Annotated in this window: 3 protein-coding genes; all 3 read right to left on the minus strand. The window is 70.8% G+C overall.

From position 1 onward, the window contains the following. Positions 1-322 (minus strand): biopolymer transporter ExbD (locus CVM52_RS25975; RefSeq protein WP_306372790.1); only part of this gene is annotated, 322 nt, incomplete at its 3' end. Then, a complete protein-coding gene (locus CVM52_RS25980) occupies positions 319-699 on the minus strand; it encodes an ExbD/TolR family protein (RefSeq protein ID WP_100165079.1) in 381 nt (126 codons plus the stop codon). The genes CVM52_RS25975 and CVM52_RS25980, both read right to left, overlap by 4 nt. After that, positions 696-1,101: MotA/TolQ/ExbB proton channel family protein (locus tag CVM52_RS25985; RefSeq protein ID WP_133120014.1), on the minus strand; the 406-nt coding region annotated here is incomplete at its 5' end. The genes CVM52_RS25985 and CVM52_RS25980, both read right to left, overlap by 4 nt.

Consider the following 1,101-nt stretch of genomic DNA (forward strand, 5'->3'; position numbering starts at 1 on the left):
CCACCGCCGCCCCGGCCTGCGCATCGGCGCGCAGCCAGGGGGTTTGCTCCGCGGCCTTAGCGCGGGCGGCAAAGGCGGCAACCGCCGCATCGCCGTGCAGCTCCTCAAAGCCCAGCTCGCCCTCGGCCGACAGGTACAGCACCGGCGCCACCTCGCCCTCTTCGCTCTGCGCGGCAATGGGGGGCGCCACGTCGAAGGGTTCGGGCGGTGCCAGGCGCGAGGTCATCAGGAAGAAGACCAGCAGCAGGAATACCACGTTGATCATCGGCACGATGGATTCGCCGCGCGGGCGGCGGGGGGGCGGCGCGAAATCCAGGCTCATTCGATCAGCACCATGCGGCTGAATCCGGCGCTGCGCAGGGCCGATCCCACCGTCACCACCCGCTGCAACGGCGCCTCCGCGCCGGCGCGCAGAATGATGATATCCTCGGCGCTGTCGGTCAGGCGGCGGATCTGCTCGGGCAGCGCCGCGTCGGACAGCGGCAGTCCGTTCAGGCGCAGCCCTTCGGGCAACACCTCGACGACACGGGGCGGGCCGCTATAGCTGCCTCCGCCCGAGGCCAGCGGCAGCGAGATCACCGTTTCCACCCCGAAACGCGAGGCGAGCATGAAGAACACCAGCAGCAGGAACACCACGTCGATCATCGGCGTCAGGCTGGGCCGACGCCGGGGCCGCGCGCTGTGCAGGCCCAGATTCATTCCGCGGCCACGTCCCGCGGCGGCTGCACCGCTCCAACCTCGGCGATCTCGGAGGCGACGAAGATCCGCGCGGCCAAGTCTTCCATATCGGTGCGCATCGAGTCGATCACCGCTTCGCACCAGGTCAGCGCCGCCGAGGCCGGGATTGCCACCGCCATGCCGGCGGCGGTGGTCAGCAGCGCCTCCCAGATTCCGCCAGCCAACATCGCCGGATCGGCCCGGTTGCCGGCTTCCTGCAGCGCCTGGAATGCGGCGATCATGCCCAGAACCGTACCCAGCAGGCCCAGCAGCGGCGCCACCGTGGCGATCAGTTCCAGCGCGCGCAGGCCACCGCCCTGCCCGGCCAGCAGCCGTTTGGCGACGCGCGCGGTTTCTTCCCGCGCCGCGGTGTCGGACAGGTCG

It is taken from the genome of Pseudooceanicola lipolyticus (assembly GCF_002786325.1).
Lineage (GTDB): Bacteria > Pseudomonadota > Alphaproteobacteria > Rhodobacterales > Rhodobacteraceae > Pseudooceanicola_C > Pseudooceanicola_C lipolyticus.

Bases quoted from the DNA above. Each gene is read 5' to 3' on its own strand.
- CVM52_RS25980 (WP_100165079.1), bottom strand. From the start codon at position 699: ATGAATCTGGGCCTGCACAGCGCGCGGCCCCGGCGTCGGCCCAGCCTG.